Genomic DNA, 21422 nt, shown 5'->3' with positions numbered 1-21422 from the left:
AGGCCCTTAGTGATATAAAACCTAAGGGCCTTTGCTTTTTACATCTTTTAGATTTCACAATTTTTATCAGCTGTTATCGCTACTTTTAAGTTAAGCCATCTCTAGCAGTCGGTTAAACGTCTACTGATACCTTATTGGTACATAGGACCAAACCCAATGCTCCAGAGGATAACACTGGTGGCCATTAATCCAACCAAGAGCACTAAACCTGCTGTGACCATCGAACTGGCGTAAATAAAGCCTTTCTCTTCAGGGATATTCATAATGATGGGCACACCTGCATACAGCAGATAAACCGAGTAGGCTAAACCAATCAGCCCAACAATCATAATAAACCAGAGTACTGGGTAGAGTGCCGCCAAACCAACCATAAACAGCGGTGTTGCGGTGTACGACGCGAGTTCTAATGCTTGGGTGAAAGTTGGCTGAGCATCGAAGGTTTTTGCCATCCAATAGGCTAAATAGGCGAGGGCAAAGACGCCTGCAATTAGGCCAAAATACATACCTACGGACATAAACATCGCACTTTGCGGCGTGAGATAAATAGGATCACCGGCTCCTGGATTCCAGCCAATGTAAGCTGTTGCAATAAAGCTACAGACAGCGGGAATGAGTGCGATGAGAACAACGTGACTTAAGCTACTTTTGAGTGCTTCATGGTTTTGTTCAATCGCATGCCACTCTTGCTTTGGATGAGTGTATAACCCCATTAAGTGATTCAGTATCATTATAATTATCCTTGTTCAGCATTGATGTTGGCTCGCCAAACGTCAGACGAGCTGATAACAGCTCTGCAATCAGGGTTAATGCGCCACAATCCCTTTAACTCCCGATTGCCTACTCTTTGAATTGAGATGTGCCGTGATCAGGATCTCAGTTCTTAAAGTGTAGATTATTTATTGAACAAAAAGTTCAGCTAGTCAAGTTTACTGGTGTCTAAAGCTATAGCTTGTTGATAATTACGCGTAAAATATGACGATATTTTCTTTAAGATTTTTGAGTGATCCCATGCAGCAATTACTGGCACCTGTTCATGCGTTTCTTCGTTGTGAGACGCCGCAAACTTGGATTGATGTAGCAAGAGCCTCTGCCTCGTTAGATGAACTCTTAATTGACCATTGTAATTGTGAGCTAAATGATAATATGTGCACATAGTGATGGAATCGGTAGTGTTGCTCATCGGAGTACGTAATGGACACAAGCAATCTTTCTGGAAATGTTTATCTTTACCAGCGTTTTAGTTCTTCAGGACAAGAGGGGAACAGCTCGCTCTTTCGTCAGGGCGAAGCACAGCGGGAATGGCTGAGTAGACATCCAAACTGCGTAGTAGTTGAATTGGATGATAGGCCACTTATAGATGCAGGCTTATCAGCGTATAAGGGGAGGCATGTTGACCACGGTTCTTTAGGTCGACTAGTGAAAGCGATCGAATCTGGTTTGGTAGCAAAAGGGTCAATTATTCTAGTAGAACATTTTTCACGTTTGACTCGAATGGATATTGATCAATCTGAGGAGTTGATTAAAAAAATTTGGAAACATGGGGTATCAATTGTCACTGCCAGAGGTAGTAATTACTACCCACCAGAAGCTGTGAATGATTCTAAACTGCGAATTTCACTTATAATTGAAATTGAAAAAGCTCACGAGGAGTCGAAGTGGCGCGCTAAAAAGGTTAAGGGTTCGTGGGAGCGTCGAGAAAAGCTTGCTAGGGAACAAAAAATCTCTCCGAAAATGAGAATGCCCTTTTGGTTAAATAGTGATGGTTCCCTGAATGAGTTTGCTCCTGTAGTTAGAGATATATTTAAATTGCACGCGACCGGAAAAGGGCAAATTATAATAGAGCGCGAATTGCGGAAACGATATGGCGATATTAAACCTTTAGAAAATGTCAATCCTACTAAGATCATCCGTATTTTAAAAAATGAGAAATGCATTGGCAGGGTTTATGGCGAAAAACTATATGAAGCTGCCGTAGATGACGTAACATTTTATAACGCTCAACGAATTCATGCTGGTAAATTGTTTACTAGTGTCCGTGAGGATCGAAAATGGCCTTTGCATGGAATGGTGAGATGCGGTCATTGCGGCAGCGGGATGAGCATTCAACAAACCAATAGTACTATGCCTTTGCTTAGATGTTCTAAAAAACAGCGTTCCGGAGGCGAATATTGCCCATCATCAACTACGTTTCCCTATGTCGTTGCTTATCATTTTTTTATATACTATGTAGAGCCAGTGATACTTGCAATGATGACGGACTATAAACGAATGAATAGCCTGGAATTAGAACAGGTCAAAACTCAGCAGGAAATTACAAAACTTCGTGTTGCTTTGGCTGATGCAAGCTCGCAATACAAATCACGTGTTAATGCGGGAAAAGCTGCGAATGCTACATTATCAGTAATGGATGACTTGCAAGAAAATATAGATCTTTTAGAAATTAAAGTGAGAGGTTTACGGGGAAAAATTTCAGCACAGAAATCGTTAAAAAGTATTTCAAATGAAATATACGATCTTTCAGTAAACAGCCCAAGTCAATATAATTTGGAACTGAATAAAACAGGTTGTAAAATTTTATTGAAAGACAGGGTTCTTACTTTTAGCAATCCTGATACTAATGAAGATATGGCCTCGCTACATTATATATTATATGATAGAAGTCGACTCAGCTACATTTATACTTTCAATGGCAAAAGAGATTATTATAATGCTGAGATATTCAATGGCGAAGTTCGTTCTGAAGATTGGACTATAGATAAGTTACTGAATCCAAGGTCTAATAACAAAATGGGACCGATTGATCTAGCCGCAATGGTTCATTCGCTAAATATTGAGAAAGATAGCGGAACTTCTTTTAAATTTGAATTAGATGGTTTTTCTGATGAGCTTTGAAAACTACAATGAGTTACTAAAACCAATCAATGAGTTTCTTAAATGTGAGACTCCAATTGAATGGGTGAATGAAGCAAAAAAGGCTGATAATCTACCAATAATATTATTAGATCACTTGATATGTGAATTAAAGGCGGCACAATCAGCTATGTTTTTAATTCGTAAGTATGCAGTAGATAAAAATAGTGGTGATGCATTATTAAACTGGTTAAAGCCCTATGAGAATTTTGCCTATCGTAAAGAGGGTGATTGGAAAGATTTGGCAATTCACAATCGATTAACTAGGTCTATGATACCTCGGTCTGGTACTGCATATGGGCAAGATCTTATTGATAAAATGGTGCTGCTGATCAAAGAGGAATTACATCATTTCTATCAAGTTTTAGAAATTATGTCAGAGTACAATATTGAGTATCGGAATATTACTTCTAGCCGATACGCCAAGAATTTGTTGTCTCACGTAACTAATCATGAGCCTGATACTTTGATTGATAAACTGATTTGTGGTGCCTATATTGAAGCTCGTTCTTGCGAGCGATTCGCTAAATTGGCTCCTCATGTAGATAGGCGGTTAGGTGACTTCTATGTCTCTTTGTTGCGTTCCGAGGCTCGCCATTATCAAGATTACCTTTCATTGGCTGAAGATATTGCAGGGTATGATATATCAAAACGTGTCAATTATTTTGGTATTATTGAAGCAGAGCTTATTTCTAGCGATGATAATGATTTCAAATTTCACAGTGGCCGACCTATTTTGAGCAAGTTATCTATTTCTCTTTAATGTAAAGTTTCCGCAAGACAGCCTATTTTTAAACTTGAATCTAAAAATAGGCTGCCTTGCACTAATCCAATCAATTTTAAATGGATAGAATTTTCTATTTCAATTCAAATTTTAAATCATAGTTGTGTTATATAGCATGCTTGTAAGTTTTTGTTTACGATTTGTAGGGTGTAACAAACTTATATGTGTGAGTATGTTTTGCCAATGGCATCTTTCATCTTTCATCTCTCATCTCTCATCTCTCTTAAAAATATCCTACTACACCGCTGGTTATATCTTTAAATAGGTTTTAACCCACTAAAACCTATGTTCATAGGTCGCTTCGCGGTGGGTTTGCTGACACAAATTTTAAAGCTAAAAGACTTTTTGAAAAATAATGTGATATAATATATTTGTTTAAATAATATAAAGGATGTTAAACATGGCTGAAATAATTTCAGAAGTGGATCTGCGCGGAAGGGTTGCAAAAATAAAGCAGATTTTGTATGAAAAATTAGTGGATAGTCTCATAAATGAAATTAGAGAAAAAAAAGCGTTAGGAACAATTTGTGATCCTAAAGATGAAAAAGTTATTAACTGGTTGATGCAGCTTCAACAATCATTTATTGTTGAGATCGGCCAAGTCAAGGATGAATATCGGTATAGCAGGGATTTATACGAGCATGTAAATTCCCTTGATTTATCAAATGAGCAAAAAGATTTAATTTTAAACTGCATTGAAGATTCTACATTCACCAAATATGTTAACTCGATGACTATAGATGAAGTTGTTAGGCATTTGCTTGATGCTCGGGAAATACATCAGTGTAGCATTTGTGAATCTAGTCTATACAATGGTACTCAGTTTATTCAATGCGATATTTCAATAAACATTAAATCACCTATCAATGAATGCAGTCGGTTTCAATATTCAGGTAAGAACGGTGCATAGTCATGAAGAGACGGCGATTTGTTGCAGTTCGAACACAATATATGAAGTCCAGCAACGCGGTTGCGTTGCTGGACCATGTCCATGCGCTTCGCCAGGGGGCAACCCACTCTCCAAATGTGCAGCCTGAATACAGTCATAACAACATCGGTGTGTACGCATATGGCTGTAAAGATGGTATTTCGGCGTTTGAGCGATCTTGTGACCGCTATAAGGCCGCCACCGGGAAAAAAATCCGTTCCGATTTTAATGCGTTATTCGAACATGTGGTTGTGCTGTCCGAAAGTCAATATTCGTTTATTGAAGAGAAAGTTGGTAATGAACAAACAAAAAATCTTGTTATAAATAGCCTTAAATGCTATGCGAAGTCGATAAAAATGGAATTTGGATTTGAACCTCTATCAATAGATCTTCATCTAGACGAAGGGCATTATGATTTGTCTGGTAATTTCATTAGAAATATTCACGCCCATTTAACTTTTTTCAACTACGACTTTCAGAAAAAAGTGGCTCCATTGCGACATTTAATGGTTAAAGGTCAAAGCGCGTCAGGCAGAACATTGCAGCTAAATTCTAATTTCGAAAAAATGCAAGACTTGGTATTCGACAGTTTCTGCAATCTTGGTTTTATTCGTGGGGAATCGAAGAGCATTACTAATGCTAATCATTTTAGCAAAGAACGCTTTGTAAAAGAAAAGGTTAATAAGTTGACTGCTTTATCTGATAAATTAGAAGTAAAGTCTCGGCAGGTTAAGCAAGAAATTGAAATTTTTGGTCAGGAGAAGATCAAGCTTAAGTCAGAAATCGCTGACTGTAAGGCGGAGGTTTCTAAATGGAAAAGCGAGATAGATAGATTAAAAACTTATGCTTCAGAGTTGACTGAATTAATAAAAAGAAGAGCATTGTCAGCTATTAAAAAAATCAGGCTCGATTTATCACCTAGTGAAGGTATGAAATATAAAAAATAGTTTTATAGCTACTTAAAGCTGAGTTTAGCAACCCAGCGCTACAGCTAAGGCGTTGCTCCTTTAGCTGAACAGCAAATCCAATTTTATAAGTAGAACCCTGCCAGGCATCCGACGTCGTATCGTACGCGTGGAGGTAAACTTCTTCGTACATGACCAACCGCTACAAGCGCTAAACAAACACATTGTCCCGCCACGAGCCTTTTCCGTCCATGCTGATGCGAATGTCGTACTGCTTCAGTGACCCGGTAAAAGCCTGAATGGTGAACTGGCTGCCCTGGTCAGTATTTATGATCTCGGGCGCGCCGTGTTTTTCAATCGCTTCCTCGACTGCTTTCAGGCAGAAATGAACATCAATGGTGGCTGATAGTTTCTAAGACAGGACGCGACGGGAAAACAGTCGATGAACGCCGCCAGGTATACAAACCCGCTGGTCATCGGGATGTAGGTGATATCCATTGCCCAAACCTGATTAGGCCGGCAAACATTCATGCCGCGAAGCAGATAGGGATATACCCGGTGCTCCTGATGACTTTGTGTCGTCCTGGACTTACGGTACAGCGCCTCAATGGCCATCCATTGCATAAAGGTCGCCACTCGTTTCCGACCGACTTGATAACCCTCCTGGCGTAATCAATCCCGCAACGTTCTGGCTCCGACAAACGGATACTCCAGATGCAGGCGGTCAATACGGCTTATCACGTGTAACTCATCTGGCCGTAGTGGCTTGTGCTCATAATAGACGGCCCTTCTGCTGATGGATAGCACCTGGGTCCGCCGCGTAAGCGACAGCCTATGGTCACGGTCAATCATTGTCTTTCGTTCAGCAATCCCGCCCTGCTGAGCGCGCTTTCTAAAAAATTATTTTCCAGTATCAGTTCACCGAGCTTGGCATGCAGACGTTTGTCATCTACTCCAGGTTGCCTGGACTTCGGATTAGCATCAAAGACATCAGAAGAATGTTCAAGTAACTGAGCCTTCCATTGAGTGATTTGATTCGGTTGCACATCGAACTTTTGTGAAAGCTCAGCAACGGTCAGCTCGCCTTTGATAGCGGCAAGCGCCACTTTAGCTTGGAAGTCTGGTGAGTGGTTGCTACGGGGTCTTTTGGCCATGTCGATATTTCCTGTTGTTAAGTGTCAGGTCCCGGGCGATTGGTAGGCCGAATGCGGAATAATTCTGGTGATACTTGATAGTACTCTTTGAGCCTATCCAGCGGAGTCAGATGATTCAATGCCTTCTGGCCAATGAATTGATTATAAAGCCGCTGATAACGCTCAAGTGTTGCCGCCAAATCGCCAGAGCACTCAAACCGAGTTTCCTTCAACAGGCTGGCTATTCGTCCATTAAATCGCTCGACCATACCGTTGGTTTGTAGCTTACCCCGTTTTATCAGTCGATGTTCTATCTGCTGCTGGTTGCACACCATGTCAAATGGGTGCTTACCTGTTGGCTCCCGCTGACCCGTAGCACAGTATTTATCGGTGAATTCTTTCCCATTATCGGTCAGCACAATGCTGAGCTTGAAAGACGCTTTACGCGTCAGTCGACTTAAGAAACCACTGGCGGAGCAGGCACTTTTATCTGGCAGGATTTCCAGATACACCCATCGCGAAGCGCGATCGATAGCCACAAACAAGTACTTTCTATGGGCTTCATCAGGCAATTGAGGTAAGTATTTAACGTCAACGTGGACGTAGCCAGGTTCGTAATCTTTAAAGGACTTAGGTGAAGCCTCTGGCTCAGTTTCAGGAAGCAGTGCGTTGAGGTTTCCCACATTGTTGCGAACCAAACAACGATTTGAGGCTGAGCGAGACAATTCAGGAATAACAAATCGTCGAACCACAACCAGCAGATCATCCAATGGCAGCAACAGGGTTTTACGCAACTCGACGATCAACCATTCATGAACAGGGTTGATGAAGGTTTGCAAACGGTGCGCAGTATGAGAGCGGTCTTGGTCGCTATCACGGTTCTTCCATCGACGTATGGTGGTTTCAGACACCCCCAGTTCTTTGGCCAGTACCGCAACAGACTTTGTGGACTGTTGGATCAGCTGACGTATTTTTGGGGTTGTCGCAGCATTAGCGTGGAGTTTAATGTTCAACGAACTGCTCCTGAAGTTGGTTAATGAAGTCTTCCATCCATCGACAAGATTTAACCAGGCGATGGCTACGATTGTCTAACCAATCATCTGGGACCCAACAGTTAAGCATTAACAGGTCTTGTTTCAAGTAGACAATCTACTTAGGGCACTGTTCAGATTTCCGGGGCCCCTCACAATACCAAGTGTGTCGGTTCTTCTTGAAATCTAGGTGTAAATCAGTTTATTACAGATAGATCCCGTGGTAAGTTAGGGCATGACTCTTGATGTGTTGCCAATACCGCGCATGGTGATTTATAAAATCCAGCCATTGTCAAGACATTCATACCGATACCAAATTCTATATATACCAGTAGGACTGTCTCAATTATCTAGGTGAGTAAGCTTCCGGAGGAAAACAGAGTGGCGATAGACGTGTTGATTCATTTTTTGAGTGCCGGCCTCTTAGATGTTAAAGGCGATGACACAAAGCTCGAAAAGCTACAAACCACTGCAGCAGACCTGTCTGCTGTGCTAAAGAAGACCCCTTCAAAGTCTGCGGCATTTGCTCTCATAGCTTTCGATCCGTCTTCTCCCGCAACTGATCCAGTGATTCAGGAGGCCGTTGAGGCACTTCAGAATCGTTGGGCAACATACATCAACACTTTCTCTGATACGCCAGTTACAGTAATCCGCGCCCTATTGTTGGATGCTCTTTCAAAAGCTGCCACCGAAGATGACCACATTGGCATTGCCTTTGTATCCTATGCACGTAATACCCTGCCTTTTATGGAGGCTGGTAATGAAAGCAAGATTTGGGGCGATGTGGTCGCAAAAATTGAAAGACAGGTTAACGCCCGAGCAGAAGCTGAATGGACTACTCCTGAATCAATCCGTGTTCCCGAAATGAACTATTTGGTACCCGGGGCAATTACTATACGCGGCCAGGAAGTATCCCTTGATAAGGATGCTCTAGCAGAGAAGATTGCAGCCGCTGGCGGGCCAAATAATGCTGTGGGACAGCCTACAGGAGGCAATTCGGTTTGGCCAAATAGCAATAATAACTGGGTTTTTCAGTTCACTCCTCTTCTGGCCAATGCCATTTATGGTGCATTGGAAGAAGTATTGGAAGGAGTACAAATTGAACCAGTAGATTTATCTGAACCTTTGAAAAATCTCGCCAGTGCAGTATCAATTCATGTGGACAATACGCTGCAAGCTGTGAGCGGCGCGACAGCGGGCCTCCAACGTCGCACCAGCTTAATCTGGTGGAAAGAAACTCTGTACTCTCCAAGTGTTCAAAGTAGTTACCGTGATATGTCTCCATCTATCGCGGCTGCCTTGATGGCCTTTGATCTCCATCAACAGATCCCTACATTTTCCCCTGCAAGTGTTGCAGCATTCTTACACGAAACAGTTTTGAGCTTACCGGATATTGAGGCACAAGACGCAAAGCCAATTCGTGTTCTACTAGAAGAGGCACTACAAGCAGAGGAACTGGCACCATTACGCGATGCCTCCGCTCAGTTGCACCCAGAACCTACAGGTCGAGGCCCTCTCCTTGGAATTTTGGGACATGGGTTTGGCAAACACATCAATGATGATCAGTTCCGTTGTCTGGTAGGTATTCCCGCTGAGTCGGCTCTTACTATTCCCCAATGGGCGACGTGGATCTTTAGAGAGTTGCAAGCTGCACGCGCCATGCAAGAAGGCGCTGGGGCAAAGAAGCGAGGGCGTAAATCCTGATGAGTACATGTTCTCGATCTACTTGTTTTGCTCCCGAATCCACTTGCAGCATGGGCTGCCTAGATCATACAAAATGTCATGAGTGGGCTGGGCAGGAAGGAATGGTGACTTTGCATGAAGAGACTGCTCCTCATGAGTTGGTACTCCCTTGGTCAGGAAGCGCATTGGGGCTAGTGGACCTTGGATTTGTTGCTGGTCGAGCAAAACCTCTGGTTGTCGGTATTATCGGACACCAGAATGCAGGAAAAACCACATTGCTCGCTGCGTGGTATTTGTTGCTAGGCCGAGGTTTGATTTGTGGCGATCACCAGTTTGCGGGGTCTTACTCACTTGAAGGCTGGGAGGCAGTGGCCAGTTCACTGCGATGGACTCCAGGCCATCCCCCCAGTTTCCCACCACACACGACCAGTCGCGGGGGAAGAGCTCCTGGATTACTCCATTTGGACTTTCGACATTCTGATGGCGAGTCTCGTGGATATATGTTTGCGGATGCGCCTGGTGAATGGTTCCAGAAATGGGCAGCGAACCGTGACAGTGTTGATGGGGCTGGCGCTCGTTGGGTAGCGGAGCATGCAGACGTATTCTTGCTTGTCGCTGATTGTGAAGCTCTTGCAGGTCCCAGCAAGGGCTCTGCTCGTGGAGCCTTCTTGCGTCTTGTCGAACGCTTAGCCTCAGAAAAAGGGAGGCGTCCCGTTGCACTTGTTTGGACTAAATCTGATATCAAGGTCGCTCCAGAAATGGAGGCTGTAGTCAGACAATCCGTTTTTAGCTCTATTCCTGAAACCGTCGAATTTTCCGTCAGTACAGCAGTGGATGATGATACCTTGGGGAAGGGCCAAGGCTTCTTGGAGCTTCTTGATTGGACACTACGAGTCAGACGCGGGCGTGTTCTCTTACCACCTGTTGATACGACCAGCGTGGATCCACTTTTCATGTTTGGTAGGAGGTAATTATGAGTTCCAGCGATAACTCGATTTTGCTCATCGGGGAGTCAGATGTCGGCAAGACTCACTATGGAGCCCAATTATTGAAGCGCCTAATGAAGAGAGATGGCCAACTCAGAATGAATGGTGCAGCTACTAACATTGAGCCATTCGAGTCAGCTATGAGTTGCCTAGATGAAGGCATGGCAGCAGGCCATACAGCTACATCAACCTACGTCGATAGCATCTGGCCTATTATGGATGCGCAGGGGCGCTCAGCCAAACTTATTTGGCCTGACTATGGTGGTGAACAGATTAAGGCAATCTCTGATACACGCCGCATTCCTGCGGCGTGGCAGTCTAGAGTTGTTTCAGCCCCGGCTTGGCTCCTCCTTATTCGTTTGCAGAAAACCCGAGTCACTGCAGATATTTTTTCGAGACCATTGCACGCTCAGCCGCTCACTAGTACCGAGAGCCACGAGATACAAATATCAGATCAGGCCAGGTTAATAGAGCTACTTCAGATACTTCTTTATATCCGCGGGATGGCGAGTACGAAACCCCTAGTCAGTCCTCGCCTATGTGTGCTTCTTAGTTGTTGGGATGAACTTAGTGTTGAAGACGCTCCACCGGAATTATTAAAGAGCCGATTACCTCTGCTATCTAGTTTCATCCATAACACATGGGCAAAACCGAGTATTCTGGGGCTATCTGCACTTGGACAAGCATTAAGCCCTCGAGACCCTAATGACGAGTACTCAAACCGTGGACCAGAGCAGTTTGGCTATGTTGTTCTTCCCGATGGACAACATTCATCAGACCTTACTTTGCCAATACAATACCTTTTGGATGAAAACCTCTGACACAAGAGACTAGATTGATGAAAATCGAGCAAGCTATTTATGGCGAAGTCCGCAGTGGGCATGCCTTGAGGCTAGCGAGCACCCGTAGTCAAATTGTCGATGAGCTAGCATCACGTCTTGACCTACCTGACACAGCCCCCCCAGGAGTTAACTGGTCTCCCTACATAACAGGTTTCCCTTATGGAGATAGATATGTCCTAGCACGGACATTCGCTGACCCACACGCGACTAGGGCTGGCATGGTTATATCTCATGCGCTTATCGCACCTCTCGATGAAATTGTGACAACGGATAACCTAAAATCGCTTTTGGGGAACCTGATTGTTACGCCGGAGACCCCCGGCCCCCTTACTACATTAGATATCCAGAGATCAGCAGAACCCCCGACTGTTGCGATAGATTTGACGGCAACAGCCGAATCATTGGTTACCCGAGGAGTTGGCCCCACAGTAAAAATTGGTATCGATGGGTTTGAGGATCTCATTGTTGCATTATGGTTCCACCTTTGGCCTGACCTTCGTGCAAACTTTTCGTTTCGTTTGAGTTTTGGTCCACATGATATAGTCGATAATCCTCCGCCAGTGCTTGTCTGTACCCCCTCTACATTAGAAGCCCGCTGGACAGGGCGTAATATTATTAGTGTTTCTGGTTCAAAGAATATATCACGAGCAGCGGCAATATTGTGCGACCGTACAGAAGCCAATCCAATACTCCAATTTGCTGATGAGGTGGGTATATGTGTAGACAGGTTTACTCACCTTCAAATGCTTGTTAGTGCATACGAACTCAGTTCTACTCCTGATTTCGAGGCATGTACGGCTACGATAAGGTTGGTTGACACGCTATCTCCAGATCCAACTGTAGGTACAGTGGGTAAGGAAAAACTCATCCGTAAACTTTGCTCACAGATGTGTGATGTTGGGATAGCAGGAGTCCTCCAGCTCAGAAACCTGAAGATAATAGGCTTCGATGGAGCTGAGTGTATTTGGGAAAGTCTAAGAGCTAGGGTTGCAACCTATCGTCTAGAGGAAGTGGATGATAGAACTTTCCTGCATACAATTAGCGATGCACTGTCAGCAGAAGCAGTCATACCTTGGTGTGAGGCCATTCTTAGTGGCATTACCGCGTCTGCATGCTCAACATCATCAACTTTTCCACTAGCATTTTGGCGGTGGGCTCATATACAGCCATCCACGCTTGCCAAATTATTCGAGCATCTTCCGTCAGATTATGATTTGGAGGCTCGCCTCTCCAAAGTTGCGCCACTAAAAATGAATACCAGTGTGGGTAATACGGTCATGACACTTGCGCGCTCAAAGAGGTGGTTACGCCTACATGGGGTTGCTGTGGGAGCGTGTTTTGTACCAAGGGAAGCTGTTCAGCAACAATTAATTATCGATACAGACCTAACACATCTGTATGGTATCAGGGAAGCCTTACGGCGAGCGACAAGTCAGGAATTGGTCACTATTGCGCTTGAGATCTACGAGCTCCGTATTTTATGCCTTGCAGCAGAAGAAGTCGCACATCATCCGCAGCTTCTAAAGGACACAGACTTCAGCGAGGTTTCAGCGCAAGAGCTCTGGGCCCGAGCATTGGCTATTAACATAGATGCTTGGCAGGGGCCTAGAGACCCCAAACATTCCTTACTCGTCGTCCTTCAATCTCTACTCGATGGCCGCCAGATAAGCTCCGATCTGCTTGATGCGTTATCCAACACACCTGTTGCAAATCTTTGTGGCTATGAACGCTGTGTCGAAGTCTGGCCACGACTCATCGAACCTGCTCGCACTCATTTTTTGAAAGCAACAGCAGCAGGATGGCTTGAGAAAGCAGCATTGGGTAGTGTTGTTGTTCCAGACTCACAATTGGAGGCCACCCTTCTTGCTGGCCAAGCTCTGGATCAGATGCTTCAGACTTTATCGTTAACAGATGCAAAAAAAGCAATGCAACTGATTGAAATTTTACCAGAATACGGAGAATCACGTTTTCTTCAATGGCTAGAATACTGGTTGTCAGCTCATCGCGCTATGACATTTGCTGAGGCCGAATTACTTGGTAACCTTATTCATAATCGACATTGGCAACGAGCAGTAGATTACTTAGTTCACTTAGCCAGAGAAGAGCTGAATCAAGTTAAGCCTGTTCTAAAATATTGTCGAAATATGTTGAAATTAATTGATATATGGCTATTAGGCATAGCAGTCATTACCAACGACGAAAAGTGGCAGGTTCTGGAAGACTTTGCAGCAGACCTGTATTCAGGCGGTCCGGATTCTTGTGAGCTTTGGGAGCGTGCTGGAGGGCGAAATAGTCAATTGGTATTCTCAGGAACTGGACGTGCACGATGGCATGATGCCCTGTCACAAATGCGCAAAGGAAGAAGTCCTCAGATTACTCGTTTACTGGAAGTAATGATGCGAGATTTCCCTGCAAATAGGCAGCTGCATCATTTAGCTAAAGACCCAGTATTTAAAACATCCCTATAAAAAAACAGCAAATCAGAGAGTTACCATGAATCATCATGATCAAATAAACAGCATATCAAAATCTAAATTCCCAAATGGTCACGCTTTAATAATAGCCATCTCTGCTTATAATGAAGTAAAACCATTGCCTCCAGAAATAGCTAATGATGCCAATGCAATAAGAGCAGTGCTCACCGCTCCAGAATACTGTGGATATGATCCGCAAAATATCTCGTTACTACTGAATGAGCAGGCAACTCTCGAGGCAATCCGTCGTGAGCTTGAGTTATTAGCTAGCCGATCTTCAAGTACTGATACTGTGTGCATTTATTTTTCTGGGCATGGTGCTAACCTCGGCAATCCTACAGACCCTATTAGCGCCTTGGTTCCCGTCGACTGCGAACTTTCCAATCTGTTAAAGACTGTTCTAATGGAGGAGGAGTTTTCAGCCGCCCTCACTAAAATAAAAGCACAGCGACTCCTAGTTTTTATTGATGCATGCCACTCTGGTGGAGCGGGTAGCTTAAAATCCCTTGCAGATAACTCAGCTACCAATTTGGGCTTTAGTGACAAGACATTAGGTCGATTAGCACAGGGAACTGGTCGAGTTATAATCGCCTCTTCAAGAGCCTCCGAGACATCGCTCATTTTACATGGTGCACCCAATAGTCTTTTCACCGAACATCTAGTTGGCGCATTGAAAGGTGCGGCATATACACGGGGGGATGGCCTGATTCGTGTATTTGATGTTTTCAATTATCTTTCAGAAAAAGTGCAAACTGCAGTACCAGGTAAACAACATCCTATCTTTAAGGCCAGCGACTTAGAAGATAACTTTCCCATTGCTCTAGACCGTGGAGGTATTAAATCAATCACTTCTGCTGTCAACATCGGCAATACAAACGAGCCCACAGTATGGCGACAACTTGAAGAAGTCTTTGCAGATCTATATCCAGCCGGGCCACAGGATCAGGAGATATGGATCCGTGCAGGTGGAGATATTTCCCGCCTTCGTTTAAATGGTACAGGGCGAGTACAGTGGTTTTCAGCACTCCGGACCATGCGACAGGGAGGTGGTGGTCAAGTGATAAATACACAAACCTTAGTTTCGACAGCTCTACAAGATTTCCCTCATCATCAGGAACTTAAACAATTAGTGGCAATATAGTTGTCAATAATAGAGAAAATGGTACGTACTTCTCACAGATTTTTATCTGTGTGAAATGCGTGCTTGAATCGCCACTGATTTCCTAGACACCTCTTTTGCACTGGTTTAGAACCTTAGACTAAGCCAGATATGAAATCGAGAAGTGGTGTGAACACTACAACAATGTTCGCCCACATAGTTCATAGAACTACATGCCGCCTTTTAAGTTATGCCAAGCAGGCAGCATACGCTGCAAAATCTCATCAATAGATTGGTACTAATCTCGGGGAAAGGTCAGTGAAAGGTCAATTAAGTACACTGCCTTAATCGCTTTCTAATTAAAAAGCTATGCAGATTCCGATGTGCCTATATCTATTTTGTTATAAAATTTTATGGCTTTAGATATTGCTTTTATGTGTCCCTTGTAAGCAACGTCTGGATTGACGTAAATAACGCCATTTTTCCCGTCCCTAATAATATCCTCCCTTCGTAATACTGTCAGGGTGTTTGCAAGTGTCCCATTGTTAATTTTATATTTCTTACAAATGTTCCACCTGACGTTTCTTGAGAGATCTATCGAATTTGAGTCATCATTTGAAATGTATTGTGACAGGATGACAAATATTTTGAACTCTATTGGCTTTTGAATTGATAATTTATCAAAGAATTCACCAAAAATAATTGTGACATAGTTTATTTTACTACGAACTTCCCAAAAAGTTGATCCAACCTCTTCTGTTTGATTGAGAACTTCGCCAGTCAATTTGTCCGTGATTGTGGTGATCTTAACTGAGTTAATGCGCTTCATAAAAGCCTCCGTGCCTTAGCGATTTTAAGTTTGATTTAATCATGATAACTGATGCAAATTTTTTTGGGCAATAGTTTTTTTTCGCCTTTTTTAGGATTTTAGATATTTCCGATGACAATCTAAATTAATGTTTATTATGTTGCATAGGATTTTTAATTTTTATTTGAATCGAAGTTTTAGTTGTGAGTGTTGAAGTCTTTTTGAATCAGTAGGATAGTTGTTTTATGTTACTATGTTGGTGGGCGCATTGATGCTCATTAAAAATATTTTCAATGTTTTGCATTTATAGAGATTTTTTAGAATCGTGTTGCTGACATAAATCTAAGGACGACCTATCCCCCCTAGTTAGTCCCCGACAAACTAGTGGCGATTCAGTATTCTATAATTATACTTGACTGAATTTAGCCTATGAAACAAATTATCCCCATTCTATCGACATTTACGCACACACCACATCTTAATTGTTTCATTAAAATTGATATAGTTCTTCATCAAGAGCAGCATGAATTTTCATCGATGTCATGGTCTTAAATAGGGGGGGGGAGGTCACAAGGTACAAATGCAATGTGCGAATGCGCAGGTGGCATACGACCTGTTTCAACATTGTCGCCAAGTATGGTCGAGAGGTGAATGACCGGTTCAGAGTTGACCAAGCCAACCAACTCAAGCATGAGAGGTCAAAATTTACAATTAGTATTTTGAAATTATTAATATGCACATATTTACATTATGTGAGCTAAAAGCGGCGCAGACTGCGATGTTCTTATTGAGGCGATATGCCTTGGATAAAGACAGCGGACAATCGCTATTGGCATGGGCGAAACCTTATGAGGAATTTGTTTATCATAAGGATCGCGATATCGAGCAGTTTTTGGCTCGTGATGTCAAAAAGAACGAGTTGGTAGCCAATCTACAGCCGAATCAACATTTTGCTTTTGCACAGGATCTGATCCCACCCCTGATCCGTTTGATAAAAGAAGAATTCCATCATTTTGAGCAAGTGCTGGAGCTGATGCACGCACGGCAAATCCCATATCGTAATATTCGTGCTGGGCGTTACGCAAAAGGGATGATGAGCCACGTGACCACCCATGAGAAGGATATTCTGCGGGATAAGTTGATTGTGGGTGCATACATTGAGGCGCGCTCCTGTGAGCGTTTTGCCAAATTAGCGCCTTATTTAGATGCTGAATTAAATAAGTTTTATATATCTTTATTGCGCTCAGAGGCGCGTCATTTTGAGGATTATCTTAAGCTGGCACAGTTAGTATCGACCGAGGATATCAGCGAGCGAGTTGCTTATTTTGGCGAGAGAGAAGCCGAATTGATTATGGCGCCCGATGACGAGTTTCATTTCCACAGTGGTCAACCCTTAGTTGCCCAGCGGGAAAGATAAGTAGCGGCCTCAACCATATTCAGGTATGAGGCCTTAGCGGTAGATGTGTTAATGGTGAAGACGCTATAGGTGCTTAGCTGGCGTCGAAGGGCAGGCTTTTTAGCTCCACGCCGTCGGCGCTGACCACTAACACGCTGCCTTGCTCGTACCAATCACCGACTACAATCCGTTTGCAGCCATTGTTTAATTCATGGATAGCAGGCCTATGGGTATGACCGTGGATCATCTGTTTGCTGTGGGTTTGAGCAAATAACGCATTCACCGCACTGGGTTCTACGTCCATAATCACATAGCTTTTTTGCTGATTACTGCTTTGGCTGTTACTGCGGATTTTATTGGCGATTGCTTGACGTTTTTTCTTCGGCAAACAGCTATAAAGCCAACGGGCGAAGGCAAAACTACGTAGTTTGCGAAAGCGTTGGTAGGCTTTATCTAAGGTGCACAAGCTATCGCCATGCAAAATAACCGTGTTAACGCCATAGAGATCTAAGCATTTGACTTCGGGCAACATTTGCATACCCGCAGCATCGGCAAATTGTTTGCCTAACATAAAGTCTCGATTACCGTGAATAAAGTAGATGGGCAATCTTTGGGATACTTGTTTGAGCTTGCGCGCTAATTCGAGGGCAAAAGGTGCGGCTAAATCGTCGCCGACCCATACCTCAAACAGATCCCCCAGAATATAGAGAGCATCTACATCATCAAGTTCGGTATCGAGAAAACGATTAAAGGCTTGGGTGATATCGAGGCGATCGGCACTTAAGTGCAGATCGCCAATAAATAAGGTCCGCATCCTAGGGAATTAGGCCGCACTTACTTTTTCAATCACAACCGCTTCTAATGGCACATCTTGGTGCATGCCACGGTTACCAGTGCTGACAGCTTTGATTTTTTCAACGATGTCCATGCCTTCAACCACTTCACCAAATACGCAGTAACCCCAACCTTGCATGCTTTCAGATTTGAAATCGAGGAAGGTGTTATCGTTGACGTTGATGAAAAACTGAGCCGTCGCTGAGTGTGGATCTGAAGTACGCGCCATCGCGATAGTACCAGTACGGTTTGATAAACCGTTGTTGGCTTCGTTTTTCACTGGCTCATGGCAACGTTTTTGGCTCATTTCAGCGGTAAAACCACCGCCTTGGATCATAAAGCCGTCAATTACACGGTGGAAAATGGTGCCGTCGAAGAAACCTTCGTCAACATATTTCATAAAGTTTGCCACGGTCAGCGGGGCTTTTTCGGCGTTCAGTTGCAGTTTAATGTCGCCAAAATTAGTGTGTAATGTGATCATGTTTTCATACTCTCAGTAAATAGTGGCGCGATTCTAACTTATCTCGGATTGCGCGCAAAGTGCAGTATTCAAAACCCTCGTCAGCGTGGTAGACTGACCCCTTGATTTTACACTTGAATCTATCTTTGAAGAGAATACCGATGTTGAAGATTTACAACAGTATTACCCGCCAAAAACAGGAGTTTAAGCCTATTAATCCCGGAAAAGTTGGGATGTATGTATGTGGCGTGACCGTTTACGATCTCTGTCATATTGGCCATGGGCGTACTTTTGTTTCCTTCGATATGATTGTTCGCTACCTGCGTTACGCGGGTTATGAAGTGAATTTCCAGCGCAACATCACCGATATTGATGACAAAATCATCAAGCGTGCTAACGAAAACCAAGAAGACTGCAATACATTAACCGATCGCTTGATTGGTGAAATGCACAAGGATTTCGATGCGCTGAATATGAAACGCCCTGATTTTGAGCCGCGTGCCACACTGCACATTGCCGAAATCATCGATATGGTTGAGCGACTACTGGCCCGTGGTCATGCTTATATTGCTGCCGATGGCGATGTGCTGTTTAGTGTGGCCTCTTTTCCTGAATACGGTCGCCTATCTGGCCAGAATCTGGAGCAATTACAGGCTGGCGCACGGGTTGAGGTTGATGATAATAAGCAAAATCCAATGGATTTCGTGCTGTGGAAAATGTCTAAACCAGGTGAGCCTACATGGGAATCGCCATGGGGACCGGGTCGACCAGGCTGGCATATCGAATGTTCGGCGATGAATAGCAAGCACTTAGGTCTGCATTTCGATATTCACGGTGGCGGCTCAGATTTACAGTTTCCACACCATGAGAATGAAATTGCCCAGTCTTGCTGCGCCCATGACACGCCTTATGTGAATTATTGGATGCACACTGGCATGGTGATGATCGACCGCGAAAAAATGTCTAAATCTTTAGGCAACTTCTTCACCATTCGTGATGTATTAAGTCATTACGATGCAGAAACCGTGCGTTACTTCCTGCTATCGGGTCACTATCGTAGCCAAATCAACTACTCTGAGGAAAACCTCAAGCAGGCGCGTGCGGCGTTAGAGCGTTTATATACTGCGATTAAAGATGTTGACCTGACTGTAGCGCCAGCACCTGCCGAAGAGTTTGTTGCTAAGTTTAAAGCGGCAATGGACGATGACTTTAACACCCCTGAAGCCTATTCAGTGCTGTTTGATATGGTGCGTGAGATCAACCGTCTGAAACTCACTGATATGGCAGAGGCTTCTGCATTAGCCGTGTCAATGAAACAACTTGCTGATGTGCTGGGCTTACTGCATCAATCTCCCGATGCCTTCTTTAAAGGTGAGGGCAGTGACGATGAAGTTGCAGAGATTGAAGCATTGATCGTTGAACGTAACCGCGCTCGCAGTGAAAAAGATTGGCCAGCGGCTGACGTGGCGCGTAATCGTTTAAATGAGCTTGGTGTGGTCTTAGAGGATGGCCCAAGTGGCACCACTTGGCGTAAGAAATAGGCTTAATTAGCGATAGTCTTTAATCAAAAAATCTTCAGCCAATAAAAAACCTGCATTATGCAGGTTTTTTTATGCTTGCCGAACCTAGAACCTAGAACCTAGAACCTAGAACCTAGAACCTAGAACCTAGAACCTAGAACCTAGAACCTAGTCGTGATATTGCTCGGCGGCATACAAGGTGTTTTCTAAAAGACTGGCTATGGTCATTGGTCCCACACCGCCAGGTACAGGTGTGATAAAGCTAGCGTTTTGCGCAGCAACATCATATTGCACGTCGCCTACTAAGGTGCCATTTTCTAAGCGGTTGATACCCACATCGATAACGATGGCGCCGGGTTTAATCCATTCACCGGGGATAAAGCCAGGTTTACCCACGGCAACCACCACTAAATCGGCTTGGCGAATTTTTTGTTCGAGGTTTTTAGTAAAACGATGGCAAGTTGTGGTGGTGCAGCCCGCAAGCAGTAGCTCGAGTGTCATTGGTCGGCCGACAATGTTCGAGGCGCCAACGACAACCGCATCTAAGCCATAAGTATCGACGCCAGTGGATTTAATGAGTGTCATAATGCCCATCGGCGTGCAAGAGCGTAATACGGGAATACGCTGTGCTAAACGGCCAACGTTATACGGGTGGAAACCATCGACATCTTTATCGGGGCGAATGCGCTCGATCACTTTAGAGTCTTCGATATGGGCCGGTAATGGTAACTGCACTAATATCCCATCAATGTTAGGGTCATCGTTGAGTTGATCAATCAAGGCTAAGAGTTCTGCTTCGCTGCAGCTGGTATCGAGATCGTAGGAGCGAGAAATAAATCCCACTTCTTCACAGGCTTTACGTTTACTACCAACATAAACCTGAGAGGCGGGGTCTGCTCCCACGAGAATCACGGCTAAACCTGGTACGCGTTGTCCAGCCTCTTTACGGGCGGTAACTTTTTCGCGCAGTTGAGTGCGGATGGATTGAGCAATCGCCTTGCCGTCGATTATTTGGGCTGTCATGGGTGTAGGATATCCTTTATATTGGCGATGGTTAAAACGGTAGTTAACACAGAGATTGGCAATCGCGGCTATTTTAACAGGGCGTAGCGGGTGTGTCATGGCAAATGCCGTCGTGAAATGGATAAAAAAAAGCGTATTCGACTGATAATTCAGCATCTAGCATGAACGGTTAAAAAAATCGTTGACGGGTGCAAAGTGAGGGGCTAAGATGCGCTCCGTTCTCAAGCAGATGTGTTGATTTGCTTTGAAAACTTTTTTGGTGATTAGCGCAATCGTGTAATGAATCCAGATTTTGGATGAGCGCGGAGCAGAGGAAACCCTCTGAGTTAATGCCAAATATAGTAAGACCTTCGGTGATTAGCGCAGTCCGGTAGCGCATCTGGTTTGGGACCAGAGGGTCAGAGGTTCGAATCCTCTATCACCGACCACTTTAATTGTTATTTGCTCGAGTGTTTACATGAGCGAGTAGCATGGATAGCCAAATGCTATCCAACGCCGGTTAGGATGCAGAGTAATCTGTAGACCATGCGCCCGTAGCTCAGTTGGATAGAGCACCCGCCTTCTAAGCGGGTGGTCGCAGGTTCGAATCCTGCCGGGCGTACCAGT

General features: G+C 44.0%; 18 protein-coding genes, 2 tRNA genes and 4 pseudogenes. 15 read left to right on the top strand and 9 right to left on the bottom strand.

Annotation, left to right across the window (positions count from 1 at the left end):
• Positions 1–131: 131 nt before the first annotated feature.
• Entirely contained in the window at positions 132–728 is a 597-nt protein-coding gene (locus L976_RS07575) for a Yip1 family protein (protein WP_047535653.1), read from the bottom strand.
• Positions 729–1008: 280 nt separating this feature from the next.
• Between L976_RS07575 and miaE (L976_RS22735) the strand changes: the two are divergent.
• The 5 genes and pseudogenes from miaE (L976_RS22735) to L976_RS07555 form a co-directional block, all read left to right on the top strand.
• A pseudogene (gene miaE, locus L976_RS22735) lies at positions 1009–1134 on the top strand (tRNA isopentenyl-2-thiomethyl-A-37 hydroxylase MiaE); the annotation flags it as partial.
• A 57-nt stretch (positions 1135–1191) separates the two neighbouring features.
• Complete coding sequence (locus L976_RS07570; RefSeq protein ID WP_052183978.1) at positions 1192–2892, top strand: recombinase family protein; 1701 nt, start codon at positions 1192–1194, stop codon at positions 2890–2892.
• Entirely contained in the window at positions 2882–3673 is a 792-nt protein-coding gene (gene miaE, locus L976_RS07565; protein ID WP_047535650.1) for a tRNA isopentenyl-2-thiomethyl-A-37 hydroxylase MiaE, read from the top strand. The genes L976_RS07570 and miaE (L976_RS07565) overlap by 11 nt, the downstream gene beginning before the upstream one ends.
• A gap of 421 nt (positions 3674–4094) precedes the next feature.
• Positions 4095–4604: a hypothetical protein gene (locus L976_RS07560; RefSeq protein ID WP_047535647.1), complete on the top strand. Its 510-nt coding sequence runs from the start codon at positions 4095–4097 to the stop codon at positions 4602–4604.
• A 41-nt stretch (positions 4605–4645) separates the two neighbouring features.
• Positions 4646–5569: a hypothetical protein gene (locus L976_RS07555; protein WP_156143169.1), complete on the top strand. Its 924-nt coding sequence runs from the start codon at positions 4646–4648 to the stop codon at positions 5567–5569.
• A 169-nt stretch (positions 5570–5738) separates the two neighbouring features.
• Here L976_RS07555 and L976_RS23860 read toward each other — a convergent pair whose 3' ends face one another.
• From L976_RS23860 to L976_RS07540, 4 genes and pseudogenes are all read right to left on the bottom strand, one after another.
• Positions 5739–5885: a hypothetical protein gene (locus tag L976_RS23860; RefSeq protein ID WP_443018586.1), complete on the bottom strand. Its 147-nt coding sequence runs from the start codon at positions 5883–5885 to the stop codon at positions 5739–5741.
• A gap of 17 nt (positions 5886–5902) precedes the next feature.
• The gene (locus L976_RS22285) at positions 5903–6151 is read right to left on the bottom strand and encodes a hypothetical protein (RefSeq protein ID WP_052183977.1); all 249 of its coding nucleotides are present in this window, start codon (positions 6149–6151) and stop codon (positions 5903–5905) included.
• Between the two features lie 204 nt (positions 6152–6355).
• Positions 6356–6681: pseudogene (locus L976_RS07545) on the bottom strand (transposase); the annotation flags it as partial.
• 17 nt (positions 6682–6698) lie between these two features.
• Complete coding sequence (locus tag L976_RS07540; protein ID WP_047535641.1) at positions 6699–7673, bottom strand: DDE-type integrase/transposase/recombinase; 975 nt, start codon at positions 7671–7673, stop codon at positions 6699–6701.
• Positions 7674–8072: 399 nt separating this feature from the next.
• Between L976_RS07540 and L976_RS07535 the strand changes: the two genes are divergently transcribed.
• The 6 genes and pseudogenes from L976_RS07535 to L976_RS23175 form a co-directional block, all read left to right on the top strand.
• The gene (locus L976_RS07535) at positions 8073–9395 is read left to right on the top strand and encodes a GTPase-associated system all-helical protein GASH (RefSeq protein WP_047535640.1); all 1323 of its coding nucleotides are present in this window, start codon (positions 8073–8075) and stop codon (positions 9393–9395) included.
• Positions 9395–10345 carry a TRAFAC clade GTPase domain-containing protein gene (locus L976_RS23855; RefSeq protein WP_047535637.1) on the top strand — a complete coding sequence of 317 codons (951 nt, stop codon included), beginning with the start codon at positions 9395–9397 and terminating at the stop codon, positions 10343–10345. The genes L976_RS07535 and L976_RS23855 overlap by 1 nt, the downstream gene beginning before the upstream one ends.
• A 2-nt stretch (positions 10346–10347) precedes the next feature.
• Positions 10348–11181, top strand: a complete 834-nt coding sequence (locus tag L976_RS07525) for a hypothetical protein (protein WP_047535635.1) — start codon at positions 10348–10350, stop codon at positions 11179–11181.
• Positions 11182–11198: 17 nt separating this feature from the next.
• A complete protein-coding gene (locus L976_RS07520) occupies positions 11199–13670 on the top strand; it encodes a GAP1-N1 domain-containing protein (RefSeq protein WP_047535633.1) in 2472 nt (823 codons plus the stop codon).
• A 25-nt stretch (positions 13671–13695) separates the two neighbouring features.
• Complete coding sequence (locus L976_RS07515; protein ID WP_052183976.1) at positions 13696–14817, top strand: caspase family protein; 1122 nt, start codon at positions 13696–13698, stop codon at positions 14815–14817.
• Between the two features lie 98 nt (positions 14818–14915).
• Positions 14916–15002 (top strand): annotated as a pseudogene (locus L976_RS23175) (integrase core domain-containing protein); the annotation flags it as partial.
• Between the two features lie 140 nt (positions 15003–15142).
• Here the strand turns inward: L976_RS23175 and L976_RS07510 are convergent.
• Positions 15143–15604: a replication/maintenance protein RepL gene (locus L976_RS07510; protein WP_047535631.1), complete on the bottom strand. Its 462-nt coding sequence runs from the start codon at positions 15602–15604 to the stop codon at positions 15143–15145.
• A gap of 730 nt (positions 15605–16334) precedes the next feature.
• Between L976_RS07510 and miaE (L976_RS07505) the strand changes: the two are divergent.
• Positions 16335–17000, top strand: a pseudogene (gene miaE / locus L976_RS07505) (tRNA isopentenyl-2-thiomethyl-A-37 hydroxylase MiaE); the annotation flags it as partial.
• 73 nt (positions 17001–17073) lie between these two features.
• On the opposite strand, the gene L976_RS07500 reads toward miaE (L976_RS07505), so the two are convergent.
• Both L976_RS07500 and L976_RS07495 read right to left on the bottom strand, forming a co-directional pair.
• Complete coding sequence (locus L976_RS07500; RefSeq protein ID WP_047535629.1) at positions 17074–17793, bottom strand: UDP-2,3-diacylglucosamine diphosphatase; 720 nt, start codon at positions 17791–17793, stop codon at positions 17074–17076.
• Between the two features lie 9 nt (positions 17794–17802).
• On the bottom strand, positions 17803–18294 hold the full coding sequence (locus L976_RS07495) for a peptidylprolyl isomerase (protein ID WP_011623251.1): 492 nt from the start codon (positions 18292–18294) through the stop codon (positions 17803–17805).
• Positions 18295–18434: 140 nt separating this feature from the next.
• On the opposite strand from L976_RS07495, the gene cysS reads away from it, so the two are divergent.
• Positions 18435–19814 (top strand): cysteine--tRNA ligase, encoded by a 1380-nt coding sequence (gene cysS / locus L976_RS07490; protein ID WP_047535621.1) that lies wholly within the window; start codon positions 18435–18437, stop codon positions 19812–19814.
• Between the two features lie 147 nt (positions 19815–19961).
• On the opposite strand, the gene folD is transcribed toward cysS, so the two are convergent.
• Positions 19962–20816 (bottom strand): bifunctional methylenetetrahydrofolate dehydrogenase/methenyltetrahydrofolate cyclohydrolase FolD, encoded by an 855-nt coding sequence (gene folD, locus L976_RS07485; RefSeq protein ID WP_037428154.1) that lies wholly within the window; start codon positions 20814–20816, stop codon positions 19962–19964.
• Positions 20817–21167: 351 nt separating this feature from the next.
• Here folD and L976_RS07480 point away from each other — a divergent pair.
• Together L976_RS07480 and L976_RS07475 are read left to right on the top strand one after the other, a co-directional pair.
• Positions 21168–21244, top strand: a tRNA-Pro gene (locus L976_RS07480).
• A 99-nt stretch (positions 21245–21343) separates the two neighbouring features.
• Positions 21344–21420: transfer RNA gene (locus L976_RS07475), tRNA-Arg, on the top strand.
• Positions 21421–21422 lie beyond the last annotated feature (2 nt).

Source organism: Shewanella sp. ZOR0012, from assembly GCF_000798835.1.
Taxonomy (GTDB): domain Bacteria; phylum Pseudomonadota; class Gammaproteobacteria; order Enterobacterales; family Shewanellaceae; genus Shewanella; species Shewanella xiamenensis.
The sequence above is the reverse complement of the archived record's forward strand: the minus strand, read 5'-3'. Positions and strand labels throughout refer to the sequence as shown.